This is a genomic window from Mycolicibacterium smegmatis, from assembly GCF_001457595.1.
GTDB lineage: Bacteria > Actinomycetota > Actinomycetes > Mycobacteriales > Mycobacteriaceae > Mycobacterium > Mycobacterium smegmatis.
Genome location: NZ_LN831039.1, coordinates 6,049,501 through 6,072,809, shown reverse-complemented (window position 1 = coordinate 6,072,809; position 23,309 = coordinate 6,049,501). Strand labels below are relative to the sequence as shown.

At 64.6% G+C, this 23,309-nt stretch carries 22 protein-coding genes; 19 read left to right on the top strand and 3 right to left on the bottom strand.

Annotated elements, in window-relative coordinates; genetic code table 11:
- Positions 1–13 precede the first annotated feature (13 nt).
- Positions 14–919, top strand: coding sequence for an SDR family oxidoreductase (locus AT701_RS29335; protein WP_011730964.1), 906 nt, complete (start codon positions 14–16; stop codon positions 917–919).
- Positions 920–996: 77 nt separating this feature from the next.
- Here the strand turns inward: AT701_RS29335 and AT701_RS29330 are convergent, their stop codons facing one another.
- The 3 genes from AT701_RS29330 to AT701_RS29320 are packed head-to-tail and all read right to left on the bottom strand — an operon-like array spanning position 997 to position 3,030.
- Positions 997–1,476, bottom strand: a complete 480-nt coding sequence (locus AT701_RS29330) for a nitroreductase family deazaflavin-dependent oxidoreductase (protein ID WP_058127102.1) — start codon at positions 1,474–1,476, stop codon at positions 997–999.
- A 7-nt stretch (positions 1,477–1,483) separates the two neighbouring features.
- Entirely contained in the window at positions 1,484–1,864 is a 381-nt protein-coding gene (locus AT701_RS29325) for a DUF8021 domain-containing protein (RefSeq protein WP_011730962.1), read from the bottom strand.
- A 2-nt stretch (positions 1,865–1,866) separates the two neighbouring features.
- A complete protein-coding gene (locus tag AT701_RS29320) occupies positions 1,867–3,030 on the bottom strand; it encodes a steroid 3-ketoacyl-CoA thiolase (protein ID WP_011730961.1) in 1,164 nt (387 codons plus the stop codon).
- A 123-nt stretch (positions 3,031–3,153) separates the two neighbouring features.
- Here AT701_RS29320 and AT701_RS29315 point away from each other — a divergent pair, with 123 nt between their 5' ends.
- From AT701_RS29315 to AT701_RS29230, 18 genes are all read left to right on the top strand, one after another.
- Positions 3,154–4,437, top strand: coding sequence for a cytochrome P450 (locus AT701_RS29315; protein ID WP_058127101.1), 1,284 nt, complete (start codon positions 3,154–3,156; stop codon positions 4,435–4,437).
- Between the two features lie 18 nt (positions 4,438–4,455).
- Positions 4,456–5,460: an acyl-CoA dehydrogenase family protein gene (locus tag AT701_RS29310; protein ID WP_011730959.1), complete on the top strand. Its 1,005-nt coding sequence runs from the start codon at positions 4,456–4,458 to the stop codon at positions 5,458–5,460.
- Positions 5,460–6,623, top strand: a complete 1,164-nt coding sequence (gene fadE29 / locus AT701_RS29305; RefSeq protein ID WP_011730958.1) for an acyl-CoA dehydrogenase FadE29 — start codon at positions 5,460–5,462, stop codon at positions 6,621–6,623. The genes AT701_RS29310 and fadE29 overlap by 1 nt, the downstream gene beginning before the upstream one ends.
- Positions 6,620–7,585, top strand: a complete 966-nt coding sequence (locus AT701_RS29300) for a bifunctional MaoC family dehydratase N-terminal/OB-fold nucleic acid binding domain-containing protein (RefSeq protein WP_011730957.1) — start codon at positions 6,620–6,622, stop codon at positions 7,583–7,585. Before fadE29 ends, AT701_RS29300 begins: the two co-directional genes overlap by 4 nt.
- Positions 7,567–7,980, top strand: coding sequence for a MaoC family dehydratase (locus AT701_RS29295; protein WP_011730956.1), 414 nt, complete (start codon positions 7,567–7,569; stop codon positions 7,978–7,980). Before AT701_RS29300 ends, AT701_RS29295 begins: the two co-directional genes overlap by 19 nt.
- Positions 7,977–9,140 carry a 17-hydroxy-3-oxo-4-pregnene-20-carboxyl-CoA lyase gene (ltp2, locus tag AT701_RS29290; RefSeq protein WP_011730955.1) on the top strand — a complete coding sequence of 388 codons (1,164 nt, stop codon included), beginning with the start codon at positions 7,977–7,979 and terminating at the stop codon, positions 9,138–9,140. The genes AT701_RS29295 and ltp2 overlap by 4 nt, the downstream gene beginning before the upstream one ends.
- Positions 9,141–9,212: 72 nt before the next feature.
- Positions 9,213–10,319 (top strand): hypothetical protein, encoded by a 1,107-nt coding sequence (locus tag AT701_RS29285; RefSeq protein WP_058127100.1) that lies wholly within the window; start codon positions 9,213–9,215, stop codon positions 10,317–10,319.
- A 21-nt stretch (positions 10,320–10,340) separates the two neighbouring features.
- On the top strand, positions 10,341–11,156 hold the full coding sequence (locus AT701_RS29280) for a hypothetical protein (protein WP_058127099.1): 816 nt from the start codon (positions 10,341–10,343) through the stop codon (positions 11,154–11,156).
- 558 nt (positions 11,157–11,714) lie between these two features.
- Positions 11,715–12,632 carry a LuxR C-terminal-related transcriptional regulator gene (locus AT701_RS29275; protein ID WP_058127098.1) on the top strand — a complete coding sequence of 306 codons (918 nt, stop codon included), beginning with the start codon at positions 11,715–11,717 and terminating at the stop codon, positions 12,630–12,632.
- 319 nt (positions 12,633–12,951) lie between these two features.
- Positions 12,952–14,739 (top strand): glutamine--fructose-6-phosphate transaminase (isomerizing), encoded by a 1,788-nt coding sequence (glmS, locus tag AT701_RS29270; protein ID WP_058127097.1) that lies wholly within the window; start codon positions 12,952–12,954, stop codon positions 14,737–14,739.
- Between the two features lie 36 nt (positions 14,740–14,775).
- Entirely contained in the window at positions 14,776–15,735 is a 960-nt protein-coding gene (locus AT701_RS29265; protein WP_011730950.1) for an NAD-dependent epimerase/dehydratase family protein, read from the top strand.
- Complete coding sequence (locus AT701_RS29260) at positions 15,735–17,288, top strand: sugar transferase (protein WP_029104299.1); 1,554 nt, start codon at positions 15,735–15,737, stop codon at positions 17,286–17,288. Before AT701_RS29265 ends, AT701_RS29260 begins: the two co-directional genes overlap by 1 nt.
- Positions 17,289–17,297: 9 nt before the next feature.
- Complete coding sequence (gene rfbA, locus AT701_RS29255; RefSeq protein ID WP_058127757.1) at positions 17,298–18,176, top strand: glucose-1-phosphate thymidylyltransferase RfbA; 879 nt, start codon at positions 17,298–17,300, stop codon at positions 18,174–18,176.
- Complete coding sequence (locus tag AT701_RS29250) at positions 18,173–19,534, top strand: UDP-glucose dehydrogenase family protein (RefSeq protein WP_058127096.1); 1,362 nt, start codon at positions 18,173–18,175, stop codon at positions 19,532–19,534. Before rfbA ends, AT701_RS29250 begins: the two co-directional genes overlap by 4 nt.
- Entirely contained in the window at positions 19,450–20,583 is a 1,134-nt protein-coding gene (locus tag AT701_RS29245) for a glycosyltransferase (protein WP_162139566.1), read from the top strand. The genes AT701_RS29250 and AT701_RS29245 overlap by 85 nt, the downstream gene beginning before the upstream one ends.
- Complete coding sequence (locus AT701_RS29240) at positions 20,580–21,836, top strand: class I SAM-dependent methyltransferase (protein WP_011730945.1); 1,257 nt, start codon at positions 20,580–20,582, stop codon at positions 21,834–21,836. Before AT701_RS29245 ends, AT701_RS29240 begins: the two co-directional genes overlap by 4 nt.
- Positions 21,833–22,633 (top strand): glycosyltransferase family protein, encoded by an 801-nt coding sequence (locus tag AT701_RS29235; RefSeq protein ID WP_011730944.1) that lies wholly within the window; start codon positions 21,833–21,835, stop codon positions 22,631–22,633. The genes AT701_RS29240 and AT701_RS29235 overlap by 4 nt, the downstream gene beginning before the upstream one ends.
- Entirely contained in the window at positions 22,630–23,298 is a 669-nt protein-coding gene (locus tag AT701_RS29230) for a PIG-L deacetylase family protein (RefSeq protein ID WP_011730943.1), read from the top strand. The genes AT701_RS29235 and AT701_RS29230 overlap by 4 nt, the downstream gene beginning before the upstream one ends.
- Positions 23,299–23,309: the final 11 nt, after the last annotated feature.

Sequence of the window (23,309 nt, the reverse complement as noted above, 5' to 3'; positions counted from 1 at the left end):
GGAGAAAAAGCACATGGGATTGCTCGACGGCCGGGTGGTGATCGTCACCGGCGCCGGTGGCGGCATCGGACGCGCACACGCGCTCGCGTTCGCCGCTGAAGGCGCACGCGTGGTGGTCAACGACATCGGCGTGGGCCTCGACGGATCGCCCGCGAGCGGTGGCAGCGCCGCGCAGACCGTGGTCGACGAAATCGTCGCGGCCGGTGGGGAAGCCGTCGCCAACGGCTCCAACGTCGCCGACTGGGCACAGGCCGAGTCGCTCGTCCAGACCGCGGTCGACACGTTCGGCGGTCTGGACGTCCTGGTCAACAACGCCGGCATCGTGCGCGACCGGATGTTCGCCAACACCAGCGAGGAGGAGTTCGACGCCGTCGTCGCCGTGCACCTCAAGGGCCACTTCGCCACCATGAAGCACGCCGCGGCGTACTGGCGCGCCAAGTCCAAGGCAGGCGAGACCGTGGACGCGCGCATCATCAACACGAGTTCCGGTGCGGGACTTCAGGGCAGTGTCGGCCAGGCGAATTACAGCGCGGCCAAGGCGGGTATCGCGGCGCTGACGCTCGTCGCCGCCGCCGAGATGGGGCGCTACGGCGTCACCGTCAACGCCATCGCGCCGTCGGCGCGCACCCGCATGACCGAGACCGTGTTCGCCGACATGATGGCCACGCAAGACCAGGAATTCGACGCCATGGCGCCCGAGAACATTTCGCCGATCGTGGTGTGGCTGGGCAGCGCCGAGGCCCGCGACGTCACCGGCAAGATGTTCGAGGTCGAGGGCGGCAAGATCCGCATCGCCGAGGGTTGGGCGCACGGCCCCGAGATCGACAAGGGCGCGCGCTGGGATCCGGCCGAACTCGGACCCGTCGTCGCCGATCTGCTGGCCAAAGCCCGCCCCGCGGTCCCGGTGTACGGCGCCTGATTTTCTGCCGAACAGACACAAAACTGCCGCTTTTCACGCGAAAAGCGGCAGTTTTGCGTCTGCTCGCGGTAGAAGAACTAAGCGGGGTCGCAGATGACGATCGGGATCTTGCGGTCGGTGTAGGACCGGTAGTTCGCGAAGTCGGGGTACATGGCGTCGAGCTTGGGCCAGTACTCGTCGCGCTCGGCGTCGGTGGCCTCCCGCGCGACCAGGGCCAGCTTCTCGCTCTTGGTCTGGAACGTGACCTTGGGGTTGGCCTTGAGGTTCAGGTACCACATCGGGTTGGTGGCCCGCCCACCCTGCGATGCGACCAGCACGATGCGACGGCCCTCCTGCAGGAACAGCAAGGGGGTGTCGCGAGGCTCACCGGACTTGCGCCCGATGGTGGTCAGGATGCCGACCTCCGTGCCGCGCAGGAACTTGTTGCCCAGCTTCCCGTTGGTGGTCTTGAACAGGAACGTCTGGAACCGCGACATCCACTTGATGAGTGTGCCGGTCGATTTGGCGTTGAGACGTTCGAGCTGTTTGGCGTTGAGGGGACGGGAAGTGTCGGCCATGCGAACCCTAACGTGTGATGAACGGACGGACTTTCGCGCGGATGTGGTGGATCTGGGCGGTGTCATCCGAGGCCGGGATCAAGAACACCTCGTCGACGCGGGCACCGACCTTGCGCCCGGCGATCGACGGTTTGGTCCTCAGCTCGAACTTCGCGCGCACCTCGTCGCCGGAGACCGTGAACTCCGGCTCGCTCACCGATTCGATGACGCGGTACTGCGGGCCACCGTTGAGGCTGCGCCGCAGGTGATCTCCCGAGAACCCGGTCTTGACGCCGAACTCGATACGTTGGCATCCCGGCGCGAACGGAACATCGTCGGCGCGATGGCTGGCCAGCGCCCGGATGTACGCGCGCGCCGCGGCGATGCGGTCGGCGTCAGGAAGGCCCACGGTCAGATGCGCTCGATGATGGTGCCCGTGGACAGCGCCCCGCCGGCGCACATCGTGATGAGCGCGGTGCCCTTGCCGGTGCGCTCCAGTTCGTGCAGTGCCGTGGTGATCAGGCGGGCGCCGGTCGATCCGACCGGGTGGCCCAGCGCGATCGCGCCGCCGTTGACGTTCACCTTGTCCATGTCGGCATTGTGCACCTGTGCCCACGACAGCACGACCGACGCGAAGGCCTCGTTGATCTCGACGAGGTCGATGTCGCCGAGCTTCATGCCAGCCTTCTCCAGCACCCGCGCGGTGGACTGCACCGGGCCGTCGAGGTGGTAGTAGGTCTCGGCGCCGACGTTGGCCTGCGCGACGATGCGCGCCCGCGGCTTGAGGCCGAGCGCCTTGGCCTTGTCCTCGTCCATCCAGAGCACCGCGGCCGCGCCGTCGGAGATCTGCGACGACGTTCCCGCGGTGTGGATGCCGCCGTCCAGCACGGGCTTGAGCGACGCCAGCGCTTCGGGTGTGGTGTCACGCAGACCCTGGTCGCGCGTGACGGGAGCCCATTCCGAGGTGGGCTGCTTGTTCTCGTCGAGCACCGGGGCCGAGATGGGGGAGATCTCGCGGTCGAACCGGCCTTCGTCCCAGGCCTGCTTGGCCTTGCGCTGCGACGCCAGGCCGAGGGCGTCGACGTCGGCCCGCGTGATGCCGCGGCGCTGGGCGATCCGCTCGGCTGCCTCGAACTGGTTGGGCATGTCGATGTCCCACGACGACGCGCGGATCAGCGACCGGTCCGGGCCCGCGTTGGCGCCCAGGCCCACGCGGCTCATGGCCTCGATACCGCACGCGATGCCGATGTCGATCGCACCCGTCGCGATCAGGCCGGCCACCAGATGGTTGGCCTGCTGCGCGCTGCCACACTGGCAGTCGATGGTGGTGGCGCCGACGTGCTCGGGCAATCCCGCGGTCAGCCACCCCACGCGGGTGATGTTGTTGGACTGCTCGCCGTACTGGGTGACGCAGCCACCGATGATCTGCTCGACGGATCCGGGGTCGATGCCGGCCTTCTCCACCAGCGCCTTCTGCACCGCACCCAGCAGTTCCGTGGCGTGCAGACCGGACAACCACCCGTTGCGTTTTCCGATCGGGCTACGGGTGGCTTCGACGATGACAGGATTACCCATGTCCGCCAGGCTAGAACACGTTTCAGTAGCTTGACAAGCGACGATGTGACCGCGCCTTTTATTAGCTACGAGGTCATGTTTTACTGGCCCTAGAACACGTTGCATTTTGAGGAGCGCACACCTATGCCCACGCCGAACATCCCTTCCGATTTCGACTTCCTCGACGCGACCCTGAACCTCGAGCGCCTGCCGGTCGAAGAGCTGGCCGAGCTGCGGAAATCCGAACCCATCCATTGGGTCGACGTCCCCGGTGGCACCGGAGGCTTCGGGGACAAGGGGTACTGGTTGGTCACCAAGCACGCCGACGTCAAGGAGGTGTCGAGGCGCAGCGACGTCTTCGGCAGCTCGCCTGACGGCGCCATCCCGGTGTGGCCGCAGGACATGACCCGCGAAGCCGTCGACCTGCAACGTGCGGTGCTGCTCAACATGGACGCGCCCCAGCACACGCGCCTGCGCAAGATCATCTCGCGTGGTTTCACGCCGCGCGCGATCGGCCGGCTCGAAGACGAGCTGCGCTCGCGTGCCCAGAAGATCGCCCAGACCGCGGCCGCGCAGGGTGCGGGTGACTTCGTCGAGCAGGTCTCGTGCGAGCTGCCGCTGCAGGCCATCGCCGAACTGCTCGGTGTGCCGCAGGACGACCGCGACAAGCTGTTCCGCTGGTCCAACGAGATGACCGCGGGCGAGGATCCTGAGTACGCCGACGTCGATCCGGCCATGTCGTCGTTCGAGCTGATCTCCTACGCCATGAAGATGGCCGAAGAGCGCGCCGTGAACCCCACCGAGGACATCGTCACCAAGCTCATCGAGGCCGACATCGACGGGGAGAAGCTCACCGACGACGAGTTCGGCTTCTTCGTCGTGATGCTCGCGGTGGCAGGCAACGAGACCACCCGCAACTCGATCACCCACGGCATGATCGCGTTCTCGCAGAACCCGGATCAGTGGGAGCTGTACAAGAAGGAGCGCCCCGAGACCGCGGCCGACGAGATCGTCCGCTGGGCCACCCCGGTGTCGGCGTTCCAGCGCACCGCGCTGGAGGACGTCGAGCTCGGTGGCGTGCAGATCAAGAAGGGCCAGCGTGTGGTGATGTCCTACCGCTCGGCCAACTTCGACGAGGAGGTGTTCGAGGATCCGCACACCTTCAACATCCTGCGCAGCCCCAACCCGCACGTGGGCTTCGGCGGCACCGGTGCCCACTACTGCATCGGCGCGAACCTCGCGCGGATGACCATCAACCTCATCTTCAACGCCATCGCCGACAACATGCCGGATCTGAAGCCCATCGGTGCGCCCGAGCGCCTGAAGTCGGGTTGGCTGAACGGCATCAAGCACTGGCAGGTCGACTACACCGGTGCCGGTAAGGCGTCGGTCTCCGGTGCCCCCGGTACCTGCCCGGTCGCCCACTGACAAACGGAGGTGCACTCGGTGGACTTCACACCGAACCCCGAGCAGCAGGCCGTCGCCGATGTGGTGACGTCCGTGCTGGAGCGGGACAACAGTTGGGACGCACTGGTATCCGGTGGTGTGACGGCTCTGGCGGTACCCGAGCGCCTCGGTGGTGACGGGCTCGGACTGGCCGAGGTGGCCACGGCGCTGACCGAGATCGGTCGCCGTGGCACCGTCTCACCGGCGCTCGCCACGCTCGGGCTCGGGCTGGTGCCGCTGCTCGATCTGGCGTCCGAGGCCCAGCAGGACCGGTACCTCGCGCAGGTCGACAAGGGCGCGGTGCTCTCGGCCGCGCTCAGCGAGCCGGGGCGGCACCTGCCGCAGCAGCCCGCGACGACCTTCGCCGGTGGCGTCCTCAACGGAACCAAAATCGGTGTGCCGTACGCCGGATCGGCGCAGTGGCTCGTGGTCACGGCCGACACCGCCGTGGTGGTCGTCTCACCGACCGCAGCCGGGGTGACGCTGACCAAGACCCCGACGGCCAACGGCTCCGACGAGTACGCGGTGACGTTCGCCGACGTCGCCGTGAGTGACGACGACGTGCTGGCCGGCGCCACCGCGACGCGGGTCAACCAACTCGCACTGGCCGCCATCGGTGCGTTCGGGGCGGGCCTGGTGGCAGGTGCGTTGCGGTTGACGGCCGACTACGTCGCCACGCGTGAGCAGTTCGGCCGCCCGTTGTCGACGTTCCAGACCGTGGCCGCACAGCTGTCGGAGGTCTACATCGCCTCGCGCACCATCGATCTGGTGTCGACGTCGGTGGTGTGGCGGCTGTCCGAGGGCCTCGATGCCGAGGAGGATCTCGCGATCCTCGGGTTCTGGTTGACCACGCAGGCGCCGCCGGCCATGCGGCTGTGCCATCACCTGCACGGCGGTATGGGCATGGACATCACCTACCCGATGGACCGCTACTTCTCCTCGATCAAGGACCTCACCCGGTTGCTGGGCGGTCCTGCGCATCGTCTCGACCTGGTGGGAGCGTAATGTTCATCGACCTGACTCCCGAGCAGCGCAAGCTGCAATCCGAACTGCGGGAATACTTCTCCACGCTCCTCACGCCCGAAGAGGCCGCGGCCATGGAGACCGACCGGCACAACGAGGCCTACCGTGCCGTGATCAAGCGCATGGGCGCGGACGGCAAGCTCGGGGTGGGCTGGCCCAAGGAGTACGGCGGCCTGGGCTACGGCCCCGTCGAGCAGCAGATCTTCATCAACGAGGCCAACCGCGCCGACATCCCGCTGCCGATGGTGACGCTGCAGACCGTGGGACCCACGCTGCAGGTGTACGGCACCGAAGAGCAGAAGAAGAAGTTCCTGCCCGGAATCCTCTCGGGCGACGTCCATTTCGCGATCGGTTACTCCGAACCGGAGGCAGGCACCGACCTGGCGTCACTGCGCACCACAGCCATCCGGCACGGAGACGAGTACATCGTCAACGGCCAGAAGATGTGGACCACCGGCGCCCACGACGCCGATTACATCTGGCTCGCGTGCCGCACCGATCCGGAAGCGCCGAAACACAAGGGCATCTCGATCCTCATCGTCGACACCAAGGATCCCGGTTACTCGTGGACGCCGATCATCCTGTCCGACGGTGCCCACCACACCAACGCGTCGTACTACAACGACGTGCACGTGCCCGCCGACATGCTCGTCGGCGAGGAGAACGGCGGCTGGAAGCTCATCACCACGCAGCTCAACCATGAGCGCGTGGGCCTGGGTCCGGCGGGCCGGGTCGCGGGCATCTACGACCAGGTGCACAAGTGGGCGTCCACACCCGGCTCGGACGGTGTCACGCCCATCGAGCATCCGGAGGCGCAGCGCCTGCTGGGCCAGATCAAGGCGATCTGGCGCATCAACGAGCTGCTGAACTGGCAGGTCGCGGCGTCGGGTGAGACCATCGCGGTCGCCGACGCGGCAGCCACGAAAGTCTTTTCCACCGAACGCATCCAGGAAGTCGGGCGGCTGGCCGAAGAGGTCATCGCACGGTTCGGCAACCCTGCCGACCGGCACACCGCTGATCTGATGGTGTGGATCGACAAGATGACCAAGCGCAACCTGGTGATCACGTTCGGTGGCGGTGTGAACGAGGTGATGCGCGAGATGATCGCAGCTTCCGGGCTGAAGGTTCCGAGGGTCCCGCGATGACGACACAGGTCAACGAGGATCTGCAGGCGGGGATCGAGAAGATCAAGGCCGAGGGCAAGAGCGACCCCCGCAAGGGCCGAGATCCGGTGAACCAGCCGATGATTCACCACTGGGTCGACGCCATCGGCGACAAGAACCCCATCTACGTCGACCAGGAGGCCGCGAAGGCCGCCGGACATCCGGGCATCGTCGCACCGCCGGCCATGATCCAGGTGTGGACCATGGGCGGGCTCGGTGCGGGCCGCTCGGACGACGATCCGCTGTCGAAGATCATGAAGCTCTTCGACGATGCCGGATACGTCGGCGTGGTCGCCACGAACTGCGAGCAGACCTACCACCGCTATCTGCAACCGGGCGAAGAGCTCACGATCCACGCCGAGATCACCGACGTCGTGGGCCCCAAGCAGACCGCGCTGGGCGAGGGCTACTTCATCAACCAGCTCATCACGTGGACGACGGAAGAAGGCGAAGCCGTCGCCGAGATGAACTGGCGCATCATGAAGTTCAAGCCTCGCGAGGACCAGAAGCCTGCGGTGCCGGACGATCTCGATCCCGACAAGCTGATGCGTCCCGCGTCGTCGCGTGACACGCAGTTCTTCTGGGACGGCGTCAACGCGCACGAACTGCGCATCCAGCGCCGGCCCGACGGCACGCTGCAGCATCCGCCCGTGCCTGCGGTGTGGCAGGACAAGGAACAACCGATCGACTACGTGGTGGCCTCGGGCAACGGCACGGTGTTCAGCTACGTCGTGCACCACGCACCCAAGGTGCCGGGACGCACACTGCCGTTCGTGATCGCACTCGTCGAACTCGAGGAGGGCGTGCGCATGCTCGGCGAACTGCGCAACGTCGATCCGGACCAGGTCCAGATCGGAATGCCGGTGCGCGCCACCTTCATCGACTTCCCCGACAGTGAGATCAGTCCGGCGTGGACGCTGTACGCATGGGAGCCCAGAGCATGACCGTGATCGAAGTCGGCACCGCCCTGCCCGAACTGGCCATCTACGGCGATCCGACGTTCATCGTGTCGACCGCGATCGCCACGCGCGACTACCAGGACGTGCACCACGACCGGGACAAGGCGCAGGCTAAGGGATCCAAGGACATTTTCGTCAACATCCTCACCGACACCGGTCTGGTGCAGCGCTACCTGACCGACTGGGCCGGGCCGAACGCGCGCATCAAGTCGATCGGTCTGCGGCTGGGCGTGCCGTGGTACGCCTACGACACCGTGACGTTCCGTGGTGAGGTGACGGCCATCGAGGATGACCTGGTGACGGTCAAGGTCACGGGTTCCAACAGCCTGGGTAACCACGTCATCGCCACCGCCACACTGAATCTGGGAGACAAGGCATGACCGGCTTGTCGGGCAAGGCCGCCATCGCAGGTATCGGCGCCACCGACTTCTCGAAGAACTCCGGGCGCAGTGAACTGCGCCTGGCCGCCGAATGCGTGCTCGACGCGCTCGACGACGCGGGCCTTGAGCCGTCGGACGTCGACGGCCTGGTGACCTTCACCATGGACTCCAACCAGGAGACCGCCGTCGCGCGGTCCACCGGCATCGGCGAGCTGAAGTTCTTCAGTCAGATCGGCTACGGCGGTGGGGCCGCGGCTGCCACCGTCCAGCAGGCCGCGCTGGCTGTCGCGACCGGTGTCGCCGAGGTCGTCGTGGCCTACCGGGCGTTCAACGAGCGGTCGGAGTTCCGTTTCGGGCAGGTCATGACGGGCCTGACCACCAACGCCGACTCGCGCGGCGTCGAGTACAGCTGGTCCTACCCGCACGGACTGTCCACGCCCGCCGCGTCGGTCGCGATGATCGCGCGTCGGTACATGCACGAATACGGCGCCACCAGTGCCGATTTCGGCGTGGTGTCGGTGGCCGACCGCAAGCACGCCGCCAACAACCCCAAGGCGCACTTCTACGGTAAGCCGATCACCATCGAGGACCACCAGAACTCGCGGTGGATCGCCGAACCGTTGCGGCTGCTGGACTGCTGCCAGGAGACCGACGGTGGTGTCGCCATCGTCGTCACCACACCTGAGCGGGCCAAGGACCTCAAGCACCGGCCGGTGACCATCGAAGCCGCCGCACAGGGCTCGGGCGCCGACCAGTTCACGATGTACTCCTACTACCGCGACGAGCTCGGACTTCCCGAGATGGGACTGGTCGGCAGGCAGCTGTGGCAGCAGAGCGGGCTCACGCCCGACGACATCCAGACGGCCATCCTCTACGACCACTTCACGCCGTACACGTTGCTGCAGCTCGAAGAGCTCGGGTTCTGCGGTAAGGGCGAGGCCAAGGACTTCATCGCCGGAGGCGCCATCGAAATCGGCGGCAAGCTGCCGATAAACACCCACGGCGGGCAGCTCGGCGAGGCCTATATCCACGGCATGAACGGCATCGCCGAAGGCGTGCGGCAGTTGCGGGGGACGTCGGTCAACCAGGTCGAAGGCGTCGAGCATGTGTTGGTCACGGCCGGCACCGGCGTGCCGACCTCGGGATTGATCCTCGGATAAAGGTGCGTTTCCACCCCCGCTACGCACGGTAATCTTTGCTGCAGGAAGCAGCGCGTAGAAGGGGGACGCGGCGTGGGGATCATGCCCGACAGCAGTCCGTTCGGCTCGCAGACGGTGATGGGCCCGGCATGGCCCAACGTCGACGAGGAGCAGTTGACGGCTGCGGCGGCATCGTACGAGAAGCTGGCGACCACGATCAGCGGCAACATCGTGCCCCAGCAGACCAACCAGCTGATGAAGCTCACGGAGGTCTGGCAGGGTGCCGGGTCGCTGGCGGCCTCGGGGGAGGCCACCACCATGATCGCGGGACACGAGGCCAACGCCGCGCAGGCCCAGGCCATCGCCGCCCAGCTGACGCAGATGGCCGCGGCCGTCGTCAAGGCCAAGATGGCCGTCAACGCCGCGGCGCAGGAGGTGCAGCACGAGGTCGAGGCCCTGCAGGCCCTGCCGTTCGGCAACAAGCAGGAGCTGATCGAGAGCCGCATCAAGATGGGGCTCTCGCAGAACATCGCGACCGTCACGGCCAGCACCACCGAGCTCGCGAGCGCGCTGGGAACCACCGCCAACATCCCCCAGATGACCACGCCCCCGACGGCGCAGGCGCAGCAGGCCGTTCAGAAGGGCGCCGATCAAGGTGCCCAGATGGCCATGCAGATGGCCAGCCAGCTCCCGCAGATGCTCGGGCAGCTCCCCCAGATGCTGGGGCAGGTTCCCCAACAGCTCGCGCAGCCGCTGCAGCAGTTGACCCAGCCGCTGCAACAGCTGACCTCGATGCTGGGTTCGGTCGGTAAAGGCGGCACCGGAGCGGGACCTTCCCCGTTCTCGGCGTTCTCCAATCACCCGCTCGCAGGCGGTTCGGGGCCCAGCAGTGGCGCCGGGCTGGTGAAGGCCGCGGGCATGCCGGGCGGTGGCGGCGGCGTGGGTGCACAGACACCCGTGCTGTCGAAGCTCGTCGGTACCGCCCCAGTCTCGGTGGATCCCGGTGCCACGGCCGGTGGTGCTGTCGTCGGCGGTGTCGCTCCGGTGGCCGCAGGTGCGATGGGCGGCGGCATGGGTGGTCCGATGGGCATGATGGGCGGACCGCGCGGTGGTGGTGGCGGCGGAACCGCTGCGAGCCTGGCTGTTCCGGCTCCGCTGGAGCATGAGATCGACGAGGTCGATGACGATGACGACTGGTGAGATGACCCGAGGAGTCCGATCGTGAACCAACCGATGACGACGCCCGGCGCGCTCAATTGGACTGCCGCGCCGGTGCAGTTGCCGGACATGCCGCCCATCCAGGCCGGCGAAGACGCCATGAGCATGACCATCGCCGCTTTGCTGCCGACACTCCATGCGTCCATGACCGCCAACGTCACTGCGCTGGCGGCCAAGGAGAACATGTTCAACGGCAAGCTCGGTGACGCCCAGGGCGCGTACGAAAACGCCGACCAGTCAGGACAACAGGGTGTCGGTCAGATCGGCCAGATGATGGGCCAGCTCGGTCAGCTCGGGCAGATGGCGTCCCAGCCGGCGCAGATGGCAGGTCAGATGGGCGGCCAGTTCAGTTCGCTGATGGAACCGCTCATGAAGGCCATGGAAGGCGCGAAGGGTGGCGGTGGTCCCGAAGGTGCGGGCGCGCCAGGTGGTCCCGGTGCGCCTGGTGCTCCGATGGGACCCAATCCCCAACAGCAGCAACAGGAGCGCGAAGCCCAACTCAACGAGCGTGAGACCAAGCAGAACGAGCGCGAGGACCATCTCAACCAGCGTGAGGACGAGCAGAACAGGCGCGAGGCCGATCAGAATGCGCGCGAGGCACGGCTGAACGAGCACACCGGCGCGTCGTCGTCGGCATCCGGACCGGCCTCGTCGGCGGCCGCGCCCACCGCTCCCGCGCCCAGCGCCCCTGCGCCTGCTGCACCTCCGGCGAGCGCCGCGGGGCCCAGCGATGCCCGGCCCGCGCCCGGTCCTGTACCGGTCGCGCCCCACGAGTCGCCGCGGCACAGCGGCGGGGACGATATCGCGAAGCGGATGTAGCGGACTGGGCCCGTCCCGCAACGGGAAAAGCTGCCCTCCCGCGGCAGTTTCAGCAACCATTACACGTTTGTCGTATGTATTGTTCCATCGTTGCTATCTGTGGGTCGCTGGGACCATTCCGGGTACTTAGATGATCTGCGTTCGCTGTGCTGGCGACGATCACCAAGCGGATCTCTTCGCCGATGAGGGCGAAAAGACGCAGCTAGATCTTGTTTACAGAACCTCGAGTATGGAAAACACGTTGTTTATCCGACGAATGGTATGAGAACCGGTACGAGCTGGGTGGATGCGACGACGGAATCCGTAGGCGCGCGCACGAGTAAAAGCTCGACTTCTTAACACCGCAACCTTTGCTCAGAATCGTCCTCTCGTTCCGTTGACCGCCGTTATGGCAAATGCCTACCATCGGCGCATCTTGGATCTGGACTCGATGAGTGCCGTCCGGGGCGGGGAGGATCGGTTTGATCATGATGTGTTCATACGGGGTTGTGGTTCTGACCAGGCGAGATTGCCCTGCGATAAGGGTGATTCACACGGCAGTGCCCCAGAAGTATTGAGATGGAAGAGCTTTCTGGGATCTCGGTGGATGCGGAGAGCGGCCGCATGGGTACGGTCGCGGACGGTGATCAACAGTTCGGTGGTCCGGCAGCCGACGTGGCCGAGTCGGTGTGCCAGTACATGCCAGGGAGCGGACGCCGCCCAGCAAACGGACGTGTCCATCAGATCCCGCGGGACGAGTGGCGGGACATGTCGGTTGTGTCGTTGGCCGGGTCGTGGGGGGAGTCGTATCGCGAGGCGCCCGACGGAGCGGGACTGCTCCGCGAGGCGCGCATTCTGATCGTCGGCGATTGCACTCTCTACCGCGACTACCTCGCTGCGGTACTCGCATCCCACGGTGCGGTGGCGCCTGGTGTCGCGTGGGATCTGCCGTCGTTGATCGCCGCGTACGAGACCACTGTTCCTCGTGTCATTCTGCTGGATATGTCCACGCGCAACAGCGCGATGTTGCTGCGGCAGGCATTGAAGCTCAGTCCGCAGGTACGCGTGATTGTCCTTGGGGTGTCCGAGGACGACGAGTCAGAAATCGTCGCGTGCGCCGAGGCCGGCGTGGCCGGCTACCACCTGCGATCGGATTCGCTCAAGGATCTTCTTGTATTGATACACAAAGTTGCTGCGGGAGAATCGCTCTGTTCGCCGAGAGTCTCGGCGATCCTCCTGCGCCGCCTGTCGACCCTTGCGTCGCAGCGGCAGCCGGTCCAAAAAGAACTAGTCCTTACTTCCCGGGAGATCCAGATCCTTCGACTACTGGAAATGGGCCTTTCGAATCGGGACATCGCCGAACAGCTCTGCATCGCTGTCCACACCGTCAAAAATCACGTCCACAGCCTGTTGGCCAAGCTGGGCGTGAGCACGCGTGCCCAGGCCGCGGCCCTCGCGCGATCCACTGTGTTCACCGAAGAGACTCTCGAGAACTAGTCCAGGGCCTGGGCCCGGATCCAGACCGAAGTTCGCTCTGATGGTCTATGTACCAAAGGCTTTCGGCGCTCAATAGTGAGAAGGTGTTTGCGGGGGTAGCTCGAAGCGGGGGCGCGAGGTCGCTGAGAGGAAAACAGGTAGCCGATCTGGCGGAGCCGGCTGTGGCGCTGAAAATCGGTCGACCTGTTATCGATCGGACGGCGTACGGATCACCAAAGCTCTTACGCCACAAACGCTGTTACCAATTCCTGCCTCGGTCGCAGGGCGAGGTGCAGAACGCGGGAAGTCAAATAGCTGATCCTGCCGAAGGGAGCCGGTGATGTGCGGAATTATCGCCTGCCATACCGATCGGCCGGCTGCGGAGTACCTGCGGGTGGGATTGCGCCGACTCGAATATCGAGGCTATGACTCGGTCGGTGTGGCACTGCGGACCGTCAGCGGAGATATCGCACGTCTCAGAACCACTGGGCGTATCGGTGCGCTGGAAAGTCTCTTGGACGAATGGTCTGGCCCGGAACTCGACGGTGTGGGCATCGGACACACCCGATGGGCCACCCACGGCGCGGTGACCGAGCACAATGCACATCCGCACGTCGACTGCACAGGGCAAATCAGTTTGGTGCACAACGGAATCATCGAAAATGCCGCAGGCCTGCGGGTGGCCCTGGGCAATAGCGGTCACATGTTCGCGACGACGGTGGACAGCGAGGTGCTGTGTCACCTGATCGAGGACGAACTTCGCGATTGCGCCGACCTTGTTCAGGCAGTCCAACGGGCGCTCAGCAAGGTCCATGGATCATGGGCGATCGCGGTGCTCGACCGGCATACAGGACGAATCATCGTCGCTGCCAACGGGTCACCGCTCCTGATCGCTCACACAGACCATGGCGACTTCGCGGCCAGTGACATCGCCGCGATCGCCGACTGGGTCGATGAGTTCCGCGTCCTGGAGAACGGCGACGTGGTCGAGCTGTCTCGCGACGGCCGCTGGACCCGCTCCGGTGCGTGCACCGCGCCGCCTGCCGCGACGCGGTGCACGCTCAGGGGCACCGATGTGGAGCTCAACGGCTACACCGACTACATGGCCAAGGAGATCGATGAGCAGCCCGAAGCGGCCGCCCGCGTCCTCGACGACCTCGGGGACCGCATCGCGACCGGTGCGCTCTGGCGTGACTTCGGACTACCGCCCTTCGAACGGCTGCGGGTGATCGCTTGCGGCACATCGCTCAACGCAGGATGTGTGATCGGCAATCTGGCGCGTGAACTCGGTGCCATACCGGTGGTCACCACCGTGGCAAGCGAGGCAGCCGCGGAGGTGCCGGAGTCCGCACAGATCTGCCTGGCCATCAGCCAGTCAGGGGAAACCGCCGACGTGCTCCGCGCGGTGGAGTCGCCCGCGGTGGGAGAGGCGCCGTTGGTGGCGCTCACCAACAGCTCACACTCCACCTTGGCGCGTCTGGCCGATGCCGTCGTCGGGTGCTCCGCCGGCCCGGAGATCGGTGTCGCGGCGACGAAAACATTCATGTGCCAGATAGTTTCGGGTGCCGCGCTGATGATATCGGCCCTCGTCGCGACGCGGCGGATCTCCACAGTGTGCGCCAATCGGCTCGTGGACGGTCTCCAGCGGCTGCCTGATGAGCTTGTCGCCTCGATCTCGATCGCGAAGAGGGTGCTCCCGCAGATCGTCGACGAGTTGGTCGACGCAGGCGGTTTCATCTTCATAGCCCGGGGATCGGGTCTCCCGTACGCGGCAGAGGGTGCGCTCAAACTCAAGGAGCTCACCTACCGGTGGGCTGAGCACTACCCGGCCGGCGAACTCAAGCATGGTCCGCTGGCCTTGGTCAGCCAGGGCACACCCGTGGTGGTGGTCGACAACGGAGACCAGAAACTGAGCTCCAACGTCGCCGAGGTGCGTGCCCGCGGTGGTCGCATCATCTCGATCGGATCGGCCGGCAGCAGCATCCCGGTCGTCGGACTCTCGAAGGCGCCGTGGGGGCCGGTAGAGGCCACCGTGCCGTTGCAAATCCTGGCGCGCACATTGGCACTGGCCCTCGGGCACGACGTCGACAAGCCGCGCAACCTCGCCAAGTCAGTGACCGTGGAGTGAGTTCATGAGCATGAGAATGCAGGAAGACGCAGCCCGATGAGGGCCCTGGTGACCGGTGCAGCCGGATTCATCGGGTCGAACCTTGTCGACCGGCTGCTGGCGGACGGACACCAGGTGATCGGTGTCGACAACTTCTGGACCGGAGATCCCTCCAACCTGGAATGGGCGTTGGAGCAGGGTAATTCAAGCGGTCGCAGATTCACTCTCGTGAAAGCTGACATCCAGGCACCCGAACTGACGGACATCGTCGCAGGTGCGTGCCCCCATGTTGTCTATCACCTGGCGGCACGCACGGAGCACGACGCGGTTGCGCCGGATCCCCTGCTCGACGCGCGCAACAACGTGCTCGGCACCATAAATGTCCTGGAAGCGTGCAGAGAGGCCGGGGTGCGCAGGATCGTCTACGCCACGTCGGGAGACTCCCGATACGGGGATGACCCGGTGTCATCTCACGCGGCGGCGAAACTCTCGGGCGAACTGTACTTGCGTGCATACACCGAAATGTACGGTTTCGCACCGATCTGTCTGGCCCTGTCCAACGTCTACGGGCCGCGCCAGCGGCCACACGGTGTCGCCGCACTCATCACGATCCTCGCCAGTGCGATGGTCACGGGCCGACCGTACGTCGTCAACCGGGACCATGCAGACGCACATGACTTCGTTTACGTCGGCGATGTCGTCGACGCATTCGTGCGGGCCGCACATGCACCGATCGACACGGTCGGAACCTATGACATCAGCGGCAGCACACAGATCACTGCCACCGACATCCACCATGCGATCGCCACGGTTCTCGACGACGCGGCATCGACGGGTGCTACCGGGGAGGAAAACAGAGAATTGTCCGAGAAAAAAATCGATGTCAACACCGAGTACACGCTCGGATGGAAGCCGCGTGTCGGCCTTGCCCGCGGCATTCGTCACACCGTCGACTGGTTGTGCACGACCCTCGAACCCGGCTACGCAACCACAGACGTGATAGCGGCGGGTGCATGATGACTGCTCAGATCTCGAACTTCGACAGCGGGTTCGGTACGCGCCAGTTGGTCAGCATGCCAAAGCCGAACTCTGTTGTGGCCGGCACGAACATGTCGATCAAGCTGCCGCCGAGCAGCGTCTTCCAGAGGTCGAAATGGCAGAGGAGATACTCCTCCTATCTGCTCATGACCGACACGCTGGTGATCGCACTGTCCGTCGGATTTGCCCAACTCGTCCGGTTCGGCCCCACACTCAACCCTCCTGGGTACTCGAAACTTTATGTACCGGCCTTCTCGATTCTGTTCGCGATCGCGTGGTTGGTTGCAATGTCGGCACTGCGTACCAGGTCTCCCCGGATCACAGCAGCGTGTGTGGACGAGTACCGCCGTGTGACGGCCGCGTCGTTCTGGACGTTCGGGGCAATAGCGATGGTTTCACTACTACTGAAGCTGGACATCGCCCGCGGATATCTGGCGGTCGCGCTCCCCGTGGGCACGCTGGGTCTGTTGCTCGAGCGGCGCCTCTGGCACCGGCACGTCGCGCGCGAACGTGTGGCCGGTCGCTACCGCACAGCGGTCCTGGCGTTCGGTGAGATCGGCGCGGTCACGGAACTGGTGAGTGAACTGGTGCGAAATCCGGCCGACGGATATGACGTGGTCGGCGTGGGCGTTCCGCGCTACGGCGACGCGCGTGGTGAGTTCGTGATGGTGAGTGGCCAACGGATACCCATCATCGGCGGTGAGGCCGAGATGTTGGACGCCGTCCACACCTGCGGCGCCGACACGGTGGCGATCGCCGGCACCGAAGCCTTCGGTGTTCGCGGCATCCGAAGGCTGCTGTGGCAACTTGAGCCCTTGGGCGTGGAGCTGGTGGTGTCGACAGGTGCCATGGACGTCGCTCTTTCGCGCTTGGTCATGCAGCCCATTGCAGGTATCCCGTTGCTGCACATCGAGAAGCCGTTGTACCGGAACGCCAAGCGGTTCCAGAAGTGTCTGTTCGACTTGAGTTTTGCATTCGCAGTGCTCTTGATTACCTCGCCACTTCTGCTGATCACTGCCATAGCGATCAAGGCGACCAGCAGGGGGCCGGTGTTCTATTCGGCGGAACGGATCGGTGTCGACGGCAAGCTGTTCTCGATGCTGAAGTTCCGCACGATGGTCGAGAACGCCGACCAGATGCTCGACGAACTGGAGGATCTGAACGAGTCAGATGGACTTCTGTTCAAGATCCACGACGATCCCCGTGTGACTCGCGTCGGAAAAGTTCTGCGGCGCCTGAGCATCGATGAACTGCCGCAGTTCATCAACGTGCTCAGAGGCGAGATGAGTGTTGTCGGTCCACGTCCGCCGCTGCGTCGCGAGGTCGAAGAATACGACTGCGAAATTCTCCGCAGGCTGCTGGTGAAGCCGGGCGTCACCGGGCTCTGGCAGGTCAGTGGACGGTCGGACCTGTCGTGGGATCAGGCCGTGCGGCTCGACCTGTCGTACGTGGACAACTGGTCAATGATCGGCGACATCCTGATCGTCGCAAAGACATTCGGTGCGGTTCTCCGCAAAGACGGCGCGTACTGAGGACGTATGATGCGTGGGATCATCTTGGCGGCTGGGCTTGGCTCGCGTCTGTATCCGATCACCATGGGGGTCAGCAAGCAGCTGCTACCCGTCTACGACAAACCGATGGTCTACTACCCGCTGTCGACTCTGATCCTTGCCGGCATCCGCGACGTCCTGGTGATCACGGCTCCCGTAGACGCCCCTGCGTTCAGCGCGTTGCTCGGCGACGGCTCGCAATTCGGTATCAACATCGACTATGCCGTCCATCCGAAGCCGGAAGGAATCGCCCAGGCATTCGAGATCGGCAGCTCCTTCATCGGTTCGGACCGTGTGGCTCTGGCTCTCGGGGACAACATTTTCCACGGCTCCAAGCTGGGGGCGAGCCTCAGCAGGTTCGCCACCATCGACGGCGGGGGGATCTTCGCCTACCGGGTGGCAGATCCCACTGCGTACGGTGTGGTGGAGTTCGACGAGCGGTGTCGCGCGGTGTCGTTGGAAGAGAAGCCGAAGGCACCGCGCTCCGAGTACGCCGTTCCAGGCCTGTACTTCTACGACAACGACGTGATCGAGATCGCGGCGGGGCTCAAGCCTTCGGACCGCGGTGAACTCGAGATCACCGACGTGAATCGTGCCTATCTCGACCAAGGCCGGCTGTCGGTCGAGGAGCTTCCGCGAGGTACCGCGTGGTTGGACACCGGCACGTTCGATTCGCTGTTGGACGCGAGCACCTACGTGCGCACGATCGAACAACGCCAGGGGCTCAAGGTAGGGGTGCCGGAGGAAGCCGCATGGCGGCGCGGACTCATCGACGACGACGCTCTGCGGGAGCGCGGCGAATTGCTCTACAAGTCGGGATACGGGGGGTATCTCCTGCGGCTGTTGGATGGTTGGGGAGGACCAGCATGAAAATGGTCGTCTTGGGCACCGGGTATCTCGGAGCCACACACGCGGCATGCATGGCCGAACTGGGGCACGAGGTTCTCGGCGTGGACATCGACCCGGCCAAGCTCGCGAAGTTGGAAGCGGGCGAGGTGCCGTTCTTCGAACCGGGGCTCTCCGCGGTTCTTCGCCGTCACACGAGCAGCGGCCGTCTGCGCTTCTCATCGTCGTACCAGGAAGCGGCCGAGTTCGCCGATGTTTTTTTCGTGGCCGTCGCGACACCCCAGAAGAAGGGCGACTACGGCGCCGACCTCTGCTTCGTTGATGCAGTGATCGACAACCTCGCACCGCTGCTGGACAAGCCTTCTCTCATCATCGGGAAATCGACGGTTCCCGTGGGAACCGCGACACGCCTAGGTCGGTGCGTCCGGGACCTCGCGCCCGCCGGAGATGCGGTCGAACTGGTCTGGAATCCGGAGTTCCTGCGTGAAGGTTTTGCGGTGCAGGGCACGTTGCATCCCGACCGCCTGGTTCTCGGTGTCGAGAGGCCAGGATCAGGTCGTGCCGAGGGAATCGTGCGCGAGATCTACGCCGACCTGATCAACGACGGCGTACCGTTCATCGTCACTGATCTCGCCACCGCCGAACTGGTGAAGGTCTCAGCCAACGCCTTTCTCGCCACGAAGATCTCGTTCATCAACGCCATCGCCGAGGTATGTGAGGCCGTGGACGCCGATGTCACGGTGCTCGCCGACGCGATCGGGTACGACAGCCGGATCGGGAGGCGATTCCTCAACGCCGGTCTGGGCTTCGGAGGAGGTTGTCTACCAAAGGACATCCGGGCCTTCATGGCGCGCGCGGGGGAACTCGGAGCGAACCAGGCACTGACGTTCCTGCGTGAGGTCGACAGCATCAACATGCGGCGGCGGACACGGGTGGTCGAGATCGCCCGGGAGATCTGCGGCGGAGGCTTCATCGGTTCACGGGTCGCCGTGCTGGGCGCCGCCTTCAAGCCGGACTCCGACGACGTGCGTGACTCTCCGGCGTTGAATGTCGCAGGGCAGATCCAACTGCAGGGCGCGTGTGTCAACGTGTTCGATCCCCAGGCCATGGACAACTCGCGAACCCTGTTCCCGACGCTGAACTACGCTACTTCAGCCTTCGAAGCCTGTGACGGCGCGGATGTCGTCCTGGTTCTCACGGAATGGGAAGAGTTTCGTTCGATCGACCCCGCCGAGCTGAAGACCACGGTCCGATCGGCAGCGGTGATCGACGGACGCAACTGTCTCGACGCGGCCGCGTGGTGCGCGGCCGGCTGGTACTACCGAGCGCTCGGGAGACCTGCGGCACCACGTGGCGCGAACGCATCGGTGGTCACGAAATGACGCACGTAGAGCATATGCAGTCGGTGTCTCTCGACGACCCTGTGCCCGGGCGTCAACTGCTGGTGGCGTCGACCGGTGGTCATCTGGCGCAGTTGGTCAAGTGGTCACAGTTGATCGGCTCGGATCCCGACTCGCTGTGGATCACCTTCAAGTCACCGCAGAGTGATTCGCTGCTCCAACATCGACGGGTCATGTACGTCCCTTATGTCGCGCCTCGTGATTTTCGCGGAGCGGTCAACGCGCTGACCCGGATGATGCGGGAGATCGACTGGAAAGAAGAGGCTTTCACAGCGGCAGTGACGACGGGGGCAGCGGTCGGTTTGGCAGCCTTGACTGCTGCTCGCACCCACCACGTACCCGCGTTCTATTTCGAGAGCGTGTCGCGGGTGAACGGACCGTCTCTCACCGGCAAGTTGGCCAGCCTCGATCCGCGCGTGCACACGTGCTGCCAATACCAGCACTGGGCGGGGCGCCGCTGGAAATACCGGCGATCGTTGTTCGACAGCTACGAGACCCTGCCGAAACCACAGGTCGACAATCCTCGCCTGTTCGTGACACTCGGCACCATCTACCCCTATCGGTTCGACGCGCTTGTCGACGCCGTATTGCGCTCCGGCCTCGCTGACAGCAGGACGGTCTGGCAACTCGGAACCACAGAGCGGCAGGGGCTCCCGGGGAAAGCGGTCGCTCAGATGCGCGCCGCGGCGTTCGAGGACTGCGCTCGTTCCGCCGACGTCGTCGTCACGCATGCCGGCGTCGGAACAATCATGCACCTGCTTGAGATGGGGATATACCCCGTGGTGGTTCCGCGGCGCGCCAAGCGTCACGAGCACATCGACGACCACCAGGTCCAGATCGCCTCGTTGCTCAAGAGCAGGGAGATATCGGCCGTGACAGAAGCAGAGGAGTTGTGCTGCGACGCGATCATCGCGGCGACGAAGACTTCGGTGCGTAGCGCATCGGAACTCGGGCCAGGACGGGACCACCGGCGTGGACCGGTCACAACGAGCACTGAATTTCCCACAAGCGGAAGAACGGAGATCTCATGACCTGCCGACTGTGCGGCTCCCAACGGCTCCTCAGCGTGCTTGACCTCGGCGCGACACCTCCGTGCGAGAAGTTCCTCGCCGCAGGAGAACTCGATCTGCCCGAGCCCACCTATCCGTTGCATCTGCGACTGTGCGAGGACTGCCTGCTGCTCCAGATTCCGGCTCTGATAACCCCGGAGGACACCTTCAGTGAGTACGCGTACTACTCGTCGTACTCCGACAGCTGGGTCCAGCACGCCAAGCGGTTCGTCGACGACGCCGCCGCGCGCCTGGGCCTCGGTTCAAAGTCCTTCGTCGTCGAAGTCGCCAGTAACGACGGGTATCTTCTCCAGCACGCGGTGGCCGCCGGTATTCCGTGCCTGGGGATCGAGCCGTCGGTGAACGTCGGTGCCGCTGCGCGTGACGCCGGCGTGCCGACCCTGACCGCTTTCCTGGATGAAGAAGTCGCAGCCAAGGTGCGCGATGATCACGGTCCGGCCGACCTGGTAGTCGCCAACAACGTCTACGCGCACATCCCCGATCTGCTCGGCTTCACCCGGGCGCTACGCAGATTGCTCGCAGACGACGGTTGGCTGAGCATCGAGGTCCACCATGCCTTGAACCTGGTCACTCTCGGCCAGTTCGACACCATCTACCACGAACACTTCCAGTACTACACAGTGCTTTCCGCCATGCGCGCACTCGCGACCGCCGGCCTGGCGGTCGTGGACGTCGAGATGCTTCCCACACACGGTGGATCGATTCGCCTCTGGGCGCAGCGCGAAGACGTCGCCGGGCCACAAACCCAACGGGTCGCCGAAATCCTGGCCATCGAGGAAGAAGCAGGACTACACGAGGTCGACGGCTACCTCGCACTCAGACCGCGAGCCGAAGCGGTTCGTCATCAGCTGCTGCAGTTTCTTCTCGACTGTCGCGCCGAAGGCAAATTGGTGGTCGGTTACGGCGCACCTGGCAAGGGAAACACTCTGCTCAACTACTGCGGGATCCGCCCTGACCTGCTCACGTACACGGTCGACCGCAATCCGTACAAGCACGGTCGATACACACCGGGCACCCGGATTCCGATCCACGATCCGGCGCAAATCGCCAAAGACCGTCCCGACGTTGTCCTTGCACTGCCTTGGAACTTGGAAACCGAACTGACAGAGCAACTGTCCTACATATGGGAGTGGGGTGGACAGTTGATCTTCCCCCTTCCCACCCTGCACAGCTCTGCCGTGTTCAAACCGCCACTGGGAGGAATATCAGCATGAAGGTCGTTCTGTTCTGCGGTGGATACGGCATGCGGATGCGCAACGGTCCGGGTGATGCCGTACCGAAGCCGATGCAGATGGTCGGCCCGCGACCGCTCATCTGGCACGTGATGCGCTACTACGCACACTTCGGCCACAAAGAGTTCATCCTGTGCCTCGGTTACGGTGCCGACCACATCAAGAACTACTTCCTGACCTACCAGGAGGCCGCATCGAACGATTTCGTGATGAGCGGTGGTCAGGTCCAATTGATGCATTCGGACATCAGCGACTGGACGATCTCGTTCGTCGACACGGGTCTCGAATCTCCGATCGGTGAACGTCTGCGCCGGGTACGTGATTATCTCGACGGCGACGAGTACTTCCTGGCCAACTATGCCGATGTGCTGACGGACGCCCCGTTGGACCACATGATCGCCGAGTTCCACCTATCCGGTGCCGTCGCATCGATGATGGTGGTGCCTCCTCAGTCGTCATTCCACTGCGTCGAGGTCTCCGAGGCAGGCGAGGTCAAGGAGATCATCGCGGTCTCTGAATTGACCATCTGGGAGAACGGCGGGTTTTTCGTTCTGTCCCAGGGGATTTTCGATCTTCTGCCGCCCGGCGGCGACCTCGTGGCAGATGTGTGCGGGACGCTTGCCGGACAGGGCAAGCTGTTCGGATACCGGTACCAAGGTTTCTGGAAGCCTGCTGACACCTTCAAGGAACGCGCTGAACTCGAGGCCCGGTATCACGACGGTGACCGCCCGTGGATGCTGTGGGAAAAGTCGGTGCGCGCGGTGCCCGAGGCATCATGAACGAGTTGTTCACCGGTGACCTTCGGGAGATCGCGGTTGTCGGCGCCCATTGCGACGACATCGCGATCGGCATGGGTGGCACGCTGCTCACACTCGCAAACACAGTGCCCGGGCTTCGGGTCACTGCTCTTGTGTTGTCAGGTGGTGGCACCGAACGCGAAACCGAGGAGGCCGGAGCACTCGACGCCTTCTGCCCTGGCTCCGACCTTCAGCTGACCGTGCTGGATGTCGAAGACGGCAAGTCTCCCGCACACTGGGAACGAATCAAGGCGTGCGTCAGTGAGTTTCGATTGTCATGTGATCCGCAACTGGTGTTCGGGCCGCACCGTGGTGACGCACACCAGGACCACCGTCTTCTGGCGGAACTCCTGCCGACCGAGTTCCGTGATCACCTCGTGCTGGGGTACGAGATCCTCAAGTGGGAGGCCGACACTCCACGGCCATCGATATTCCACCCACTGGAGGCGTCCGTAGCAGAGGAGAAGGCGCGGCTGCTACACAAGCACTACCCGTCCCAGGCCGCCCACGACTGGTTCGACGAGCAGGCATTCCTCGGGCTGGCGAGGATGCGGGGAGTCCAGTGCCGCCACACATACGCCGAGAGTTTCATCTTGGAGAAAGCAACCGTCAGATTCGGAGCGCACCGCACGCAACCGCAGTACTGACGACCGACAAC